At 45.4% G+C, this 7,422-nt stretch carries 6 protein-coding genes; 4 read left to right on the top strand and 2 right to left on the bottom strand.

What is annotated here, in order from left to right:
- Positions 1-169: 169 nt before the first annotated feature.
- Positions 170-1,063, bottom strand: coding sequence for a helix-turn-helix domain-containing protein (locus I6E38_RS13830; RefSeq protein WP_235394540.1), 894 nt, complete (start codon positions 1,061-1,063; stop codon positions 170-172).
- A gap of 202 nt (positions 1,064-1,265) precedes the next feature.
- Here I6E38_RS13830 and I6E38_RS13835 point away from each other — a divergent pair, with 202 nt between their 5' ends.
- Positions 1,266-3,236 (top strand): KUP/HAK/KT family potassium transporter, encoded by a 1,971-nt coding sequence (locus I6E38_RS13835; RefSeq protein WP_235394541.1) that lies wholly within the window; start codon positions 1,266-1,268, stop codon positions 3,234-3,236.
- 64 nt (positions 3,237-3,300) lie between these two features.
- Here the strand turns inward: I6E38_RS13835 and I6E38_RS13840 are convergent, their stop codons facing one another.
- On the bottom strand, positions 3,301-3,978 hold the full coding sequence (locus I6E38_RS13840) for an aldo/keto reductase (RefSeq protein ID WP_235394542.1): 678 nt from the start codon (positions 3,976-3,978) through the stop codon (positions 3,301-3,303).
- Between the two features lie 591 nt (positions 3,979-4,569).
- Here I6E38_RS13840 and I6E38_RS13850 point away from each other — a divergent pair.
- The 3 genes from I6E38_RS13850 (at position 4,570) to I6E38_RS13860 (ending at position 6,975) form a co-directional block, all read left to right on the top strand.
- Complete coding sequence (locus I6E38_RS13850; RefSeq protein WP_235394543.1) at positions 4,570-5,334, top strand: YaaA family protein; 765 nt, start codon at positions 4,570-4,572, stop codon at positions 5,332-5,334.
- Positions 5,335-5,589: 255 nt separating this feature from the next.
- A complete protein-coding gene (locus tag I6E38_RS13855; protein ID WP_235394545.1) occupies positions 5,590-6,372 on the top strand; it encodes a ZIP family metal transporter in 783 nt (260 codons plus the stop codon).
- Between the two features lie 372 nt (positions 6,373-6,744).
- Positions 6,745-6,975 carry a hypothetical protein gene (locus tag I6E38_RS13860; protein ID WP_235394544.1) on the top strand — a complete coding sequence of 77 codons (231 nt, stop codon included), beginning with the start codon at positions 6,745-6,747 and terminating at the stop codon, positions 6,973-6,975.
- Positions 6,976-7,422: the final 447 nt, after the last annotated feature.

Consider the following 7,422-nt stretch of genomic DNA (forward strand, 5'->3'; position numbering starts at 1 on the left):
GTACAAAATTTCTATCACATTGAGGATTAGATAGTTGTAAATAATCTTAATATTTAACGACACTCCCTATATAATATGTCTTCATTATTTCGACTGCAAAAATATGAGAAAATGCTGATGTATCAGATACCAGAAAACCGCCAAAAACTACCAAAATGATAAATCATTCTCATTCATACACCCCATTCTTATAGTCCTCCTGGAATTCTCTGCATGTCTTGCCCGTCTGCTGCTTGAAAAAACGCATCAGGTGGGGTGGTTCGGGGAAACTGAAAGCATAGGATATCTCACTTATAGACTTGCTGGTAAACAGAAGTTCGTTTTTGATTTCTGCCAACAGTCTCTGTTTCAGCAGATAGGTAGCCGATACTCCATACAGCGCCATCACGCTATGGTTCAGGGTGATGCGGCTAACCTTGAGTAGCGAGGCGTAGTCCTGTACACGCTGCAACTTCCGGATGTGGGTTTCCATCAATTCCACAAACTGAAAGGCATAATAATTCTTAGGAGCAGCCAGAGGCAATTGATGCTCAAGGGTGTAATGGCGATTCATGATTGCCAGCAGATAGTAGAGCACGCTGACAATGATGTAGTAGCTGTCGGCCTGAGGCTGCCGAAGCTCTGTCCGTATTTTCTTAAGCAGCCGCTGATATTCTTCGCATTCATTTCCTGAACACATCAAATAGGGAGGCGTTTCGGTCTGCTGGCAGTATTGCAGACGATAGACAAAGAATTTGTCGGCAATGAAGGTTCGCATAAAATCTTCACGGAATATCAGAAATTCGTAGTCGAGAGCCGCCTCATCAATGTGCCACTCCTGCTGCTGGTGTGGCTTCACAAAGAGCACCATGCCGTCTTTCAGGTTTATCTTCCTGTAGTCTATCAGAACGTAGCCATTAGCTTTCTTGATGAAAAATATTTCGAAGAAGTCGGTCTTGAACACTTCATGCTCCGTAAGCACCCAAGGGCACTCGCCGCCATAAGCTGTGTTGATGTAGAAATCTACGCCGCAATCCGTCTTGTTGAACGGCACTTCTACCAGACGCTGTCTTTGCTTTGCCATAATCTTAATCAGTTATTTTTATGCAAAGATACTGTTTTTTGCCGACGTATCAAATTGATATGATTAACAGAAGTGACCTTTATCATATGTTGAATCCAATAATTCTTGTTAAACAAATCCTGCCTTACCTCTCATGTTTATACCTTTGCACGCAAATTTAATAATCTAAAGGATAACATTTTTAATTAAAAAGAGAAGATACATGAGAGAAGATACAGAAAAAACTGTAGCACGCAATTGTAATAAAGTAGGATTGCTTGGACTGCTCGTCACATTAGGCATCGTGTTTGGCGACATCGGAACATCACCCCTCTATGTGATGAAGGCCATACTCCATACAGGCGAAACCATCAACGAGAGCACCATCCTGGGCGCATTGTCATGCATCATCTGGACACTCACCCTACAGACCACCATCAAATACGTATGCGTGGCTCTGCGAGCCGATAATAATGGCGAAGGAGGCATACTTGCACTCTACGCTCTACTGCGCCGACTCAAGAGCAAGTGGATTTACATATTGGCTATTATTGGCGCAAGTACTTTGCTTGCAGACGGAATCATCACCCCAGCCATTACGGTTACTACAGCCATCGAAGGACTCGAAAGCATCAGTCCTGATCTGCCGGTCATTCCCATTACGCTTGCCATCATCACAATAATCTTCTTCGTGCAACGGTTTGGCACAGAAAGCATAGGCAAGTCGTTTGGAGTATTTATGCTGCTATGGTTTCTGCTGCTGGGCGTGGTGGGGGCCGTCAGCATCACGTCTTACCCTCTGATACTCAAGGCTTTCAATCCCTATTACGCTATTGCTCTGCTGTCACAATCGCCCGAATGGTTCTTGATCCTGGGCGCCGTGTTTCTCTGTACTACGGGTGCTGAGGCTCTATACTCCGACTTGGGACATTGTGGAAGGAAGAATATCACCATCAGCTGGGCCTTTGTTAAGACCATGCTCATTCTAAACTATCTTGGCCAGGGAGCATGGGTGCTTAACCATGTGCCGACAGCCTTGTCCGTAAATCCGTTCTTCGCCATCATGCCGCAGAGCATGCTGTTCTTCGCCATCATCATGGCCACGGGTGCGGCTATCGTTGCCAGTCAGGCACTCATCAGCGGAACATTCTCCATATTGAGCGAAGCCATGAACCTGCACTTCTGGCCGCGTATGCGAATCAAGCATCCTACCCATGTAAAGGGACAGCTCTATATCCCGATGATCAACCTTGCCATGTACATCGGCGTGGTTCTCATCATCCTGCTCTTTCGCGACTCCTCACACATGGAGGCAGCCTACGGACTCGCCATCACCATCACCATGCTTATGACCACCCTTCTGCTCGGCTTCTATCTGCACAGCAAGGGCGTGTCGCGAGTCCTCACGTTCTTGTTTATGGGCGCCTACTGCGCCATCGAAGCCATTTTCCTGGCAGCCAACCTGTCGAAGTTTCTTGCAGGAGGATGGTGTACGATGCTTATTGGCGGAATCCTGTTCCTGATGATGTATGTGTGGGTTAGAGCCATGAAGATACGTCGCCATTATGTCAGCACCAAGCCGCTGGACGACTATTACCGGATTATCTCCGACATCAAGGCCGACGAGAGCATCCCCAAGTACGCCTCCAACCTTGTCTATGTAAACCATGCCGACAAGGAAGGTGCCGTAGACGACAAGCTGCTCTATTCCATCATCAACAAGCAGCCTAAGCGTGCCGATCATTACTGGTTTATAAATATGGAGTTTGTTGATACTCCAGACACGCTCGAATACAGCTGCAAGACCCTAATTCCCGACACCCTCTACAGCATAACCATGCACATAGGTTTCCGCATAGAACCACGTGTGAGTCTTTATCTGCGACAAGTGGTGGAAGACCTTGTGGCAAACAAGAAGGTAGATTTAAGAAGCACCTATCCTTCGCTTCGCAAGAACGGAATACCTGGCGATTTCCGGTTCATCATCATTCATCGTGTATATTATCCAGAGAGTTCCGCCAACCGTCAGCAGAACTTGTTGATGACTTTCTACGCTCTTATCAGCAAGATAGGCATCGACGAGCCAAAGGCATTGGGCCTCGACACTTCTATGGTGGTGGTGGAACGTGTTCCGCTCATCATCAACCAACGTAGCGGAAGCATCAGGCGCATCACGCAAATTGTAGAAGAATAAAAACAAAAAACCGACTGACTTTAGACACAGCCTAATTCTTATATAAAGTCAGTCGGTTACTTATTTAGAAATCACATGTATCTGGATCTGCACCTATTCTGTCAGCCTTCATCGATGCGATTTCAAGCATTTCCTGCTGAGAGAGTTCAAAGTCGAAGACATCGACGTTTTCCTTGATTCGGCTTGGAGTAACCGACTTCACCAGTGGCAGCACGCCAGTCTGCATCACCCAGCGGATGACTACCTGAACCACGCTCTTACCATGGTTGGTAGCTATCGACTTCAAGAGAGGATTGTCCAAGACATTGCCTCTTCCCAATGGGCTCCATGCTTCCACAAGAATGTTGTTCTTCTGGCAGAACTCCACACAATCCTCTTGTGTGAATCCCGGATGATACTCTATCTGATCAACCATCGGACAGATGTTTGCCTTCGACATTACAGGCTCAGCATGATGCTGCATGAAGTTGGAAAGACCGATGCTGCGAATCAAGCCCTCTTCGTGGAGACGCTCCATCGCTTTCCAAGTATCTACATTCAGCTGATTAGCATCCTTGCCAAACTGCAACTCGTTGGCTGGCCAGTGAATGAGGTAGAGGTCGAGATAATCGAGACCTAAATCGCTCAAAGTCTTGTCAAACGCCTTCAAGGTTTTGTCGTAGCCACGCTCCGTGTTCCAAACCTTGCTGGTAACAAAGAGATTCTTACGCTTGATTCCACTTTCCTTGATTCCCTCGCCCACGCTCTTCTCATTTTTATAGACAGCAGCGGTGTCAATGTGGGTGTAGCCTGCAGCGATAGCAACTTACAGGCGTACTCAATGCGGATTTCTGCCAACACCTGGAAGATGCTCTTGTCGGTGGATTTCTTGAAATAGCGGCAAAGCGAAGTCGAGTTCTGACCTACAAAATCGGCAACATCCTTCCATTGCTTCCTATCAGTGCAACATCACCTTCTGTATAAGGCGCAACGCCCTCGCCCACGAACTGCTTTCTGCTGCCGTGGGTGAAAAGCATGAGTTCATACTCCGCATACTTATGCAGGGGCAGAACGAACTCCGGGTAAGTAATATGGCTGCACAAAGTTGTCATTTTGTGCGCAATCTTTCGTTCTAATATAGGCATAATCTCCATTTATCTGCGTTTGTGCAAATATCCACTATGATAACGCAAATATAATGGATAATATTGTTCGAGATTAGCCGTAATTTTGCACCCACAAATAAAAAAATAGAATAGAAACAAATAAGAAGAGAGAAAATGTTAGAAACTTTATCCCGATTTGGGATAAATGGTGTATTTTTGCACAAAAACATTTACAAGCAAAACACAACATGCAGATATTATTAGCAAACGCCAAGATAATGTTCGGCAAGGCGGACAGAAAGCCCATCTCCACCCCACTCTTCCAGACCGTGGCAGACACTCTGGCTGCGGAAATGGCAAGGATGGACGTGGAGGATTTGGCTCGGCAGCTGGATTGCTGCAAGAAGATAGCGGCAGAGAACTGGCAACGATACCACAACTTCATGGCAGCCGAGAAGATGCCTGCCTTGCTTGCCTACAACGGGCAGGCATATAAGCATCTGCATGCCGACAGCTTGAGCGACGGGGCGTTGGAATATGCCCAGAAGCATCTTTGGATAACATGTTTTCTCTATGGTCTGCTTCGCCCCATGGACGGCATCGTGCCCTATCGCATGGAGCATTGCGTCACGCTCGAAGCCACAAGCAACAAGCCCATAAATCAGTTTTGGAAGGACAGGCTGACAGATGTGCTCATAGGAAGCGTGAAAGCTGACGACGGCACACTTCTGCATCTCTCAACCGAGGAATATGAGCATCTGTTCGACTGGAAAAGGGTTTGTAAGGAGGTGACGGTCATTCAGCCTCTCTTCTATGTGCGCCAGAAAGACAGCAGACTGAAGATGCAAGCTGTGTGGGCAAAGTCGTGTCGTGGAGCTATGGTACGCTTCATTCTTAACAACCGCCTCGTCACTCCCGAAGAACTTTCTGCTTTCAACTACGAAGGCTTTGAATACGCTCCGCTATTAGGCGACTCGAACAATCCGCATTTCGTAAGAGAATTTATCAAATAAAATATATGAAACTTAACAAAATACATCATGTAGCCGTGATTTGCTCTGACTATGAGCAATCTAAGTATATTTCTATACAGAAGTGTTGGGCTTGAAGATCGTGAGCGAACATTATCGTGAGGAACGCCACTCATGGAAGGCGGACTGCCGATAGAACTGTACGAGAGTTAAAAAGCATCACTTATAGGTATTGCCCGACTCACAACTAAATTGTATCTTTGCATCGTAACTAACAGATAAAAGACTATGACAGAAATGACAGCAACTATAATCATTGGACTTCTGATTCCGCTATTGGGAACGATGCTTGGTTCGGCTTTCGTATTCATGATGAAAGACGAGATGTCTGCGCGATTGCAAAAGACATTATTGGGCTTTGCCTCTGGAGTGATGGTAGCAGCGTCCGTATGGTCTTTGCTAATTCCTGCTATGGAGATGAAGGCAGATAGCGGCGTATGGTCGGTAGTACCGGCAGCCATAGGCTTTCTGTTAGGCATCGGTTTCCTACTGTTGATCGACGAGCTTACGCCCCACCTTCATATCGGCACAGACAAGCCCGAGGGCATCAAGTCGCACCTGTCAAAGACAGCTATGCTTGCCCTTGCCGTAACCATCCACAACCTGCCCGAAGGAATGGCAGTAGGCGTGGTGTTTGCAGGAGCCGAAAACGCTGCTTCGCATATCTCGTTAGCCGGAGCCATTTCCGTTTCGTTGGGCATAGCCATTCAGAACATCCCCGAAGGCGCTATTATCTCTATGCCTATGCGGGCAGCAGGCAACAGCCAATGGAAATCCTTTATGTTAGGCTCGCTGAGCGGAGTGGTAGAGCCTATAGGAGCCATTGCCGTACTGTTGCTTGCCTCTCTCATTATGCCTGCCCTACCCTACATGCTCGCCTTTGCAGCAGGAGCCATGTTCTACGTAGTGGTGGAAGAGCTAATCCCTGAAGCCTCAAGCGGCCAGCACAGCAATCTCAGCACCATCGGCTTCGCCATAGGTTTCGTGCTGATGATGGTGCTTGATGTTGTTATGGGTTAACAAAAATAATAAGCTTATATCATGTATAATACATTTAAATTATATTTGCTTGCAATCATATTGACATTTGAAAGCAAGCAAAAATACGTTTGCCAGAAAGCATAGATACGTTTGATAGAAAGCATAGATTGCTCGAAGTATAACTTCGAAAACGAACTAAGATAGTTAACTTGTTGAATGAAAGCTACTTACTTAGTTGTTATACCTATAATTCTTAAATTTGATTCTAATATTGGTTTTTCTTACGATTATTAAGAAAATCTGCTACAAATACTTTTTTTTCTTAGTTATGACACTTTTTGTCGCATCTGTATATTTACTTTGCAATCGAAAACAAAACATTAACTATAATACAAAGGAAAGGAACCGCTTATGTTCAGAGGTTTTACACAATTCGTTTGCAACGATTGCGGACACAAGTTTACTGGTCCAGATATGGAGTGGATGTGTACTGTATATCCGGCTCCTGTGAAATGTCCAAAGTGTGGCGGGTGGCATACATATCCATCAGGATTTCATGTATGTCTACCACTTGGTGGATTGTTTGGCTTGAACAAGCGTATCTACCGACGTATATGGAAAAGCATAGAAGAAACTGTATAAGATATATAAGAGGAATCCATAAGATTTCTTGTTAAAAGTTTGGTGGCTCATCAGATTTTTACTACATTTGTCAATGTATTAGCGACAGGGCAGGTGAAAGTCCTCGCTTGAAGTTGCTATGATGCAGAGAAACAAGATAATCTTGTGGACACGAGCAAGCTATTCAGTTCTGTAGGTTGAAATCTGGTAAATTGAAACGTAGAAAGAACGCGAATCTGTTTGAGCGAGTCTACACCGTCATAGGTGTGGATTCCTCTTTCGCATTTTCTTTTCTACGGGTTTTACCAGAGCCTAACTTACAAGGAAGTGAAGAAAGTAGGAGTTCGCACCTCCTTTTTTCACTTATTATACTTGTAAGGTTCGCAGATTTCCTTTAAGTAACTGTTCAAAATTAATTTTATAAATATGAATAATTCACGAATAAGTTCGTACCCACAGACGCCAAGG

The organism is Leyella stercorea, assembly GCF_021531355.1.
GTDB lineage: Bacteria > Bacteroidota > Bacteroidia > Bacteroidales > Bacteroidaceae > Prevotella.

What these genes read in the sequence shown, in the direction of transcription:
- I6E38_RS13855 (WP_235394545.1), top strand. Translation starts at nt 5,590, where the DNA reads ATGACAGCAACTATAATCATTGGACTTCTGATTCCGCTATTGGGAACG.
- I6E38_RS13835 (WP_235394541.1), top strand. Translation starts at nt 1,266, where the DNA reads ATGAGAGAAGATACAGAAAAAACTGTAGCACGCAATTGTAATAAAGTA.
- I6E38_RS13830 (WP_235394540.1), bottom strand. Translation starts at nt 1,063, where the DNA reads ATGGCAAAGCAAAGACAGCGTCTGGTAGAAGTGCCGTTCAACAAGACG.
- I6E38_RS13850 (WP_235394543.1), top strand. Translation starts at nt 4,570, where the DNA reads ATGCAGATATTATTAGCAAACGCCAAGATAATGTTCGGCAAGGCGGAC.
- I6E38_RS13860 (WP_235394544.1), top strand. Translation starts at nt 6,745, where the DNA reads ATGTTCAGAGGTTTTACACAATTCGTTTGCAACGATTGCGGACACAAG.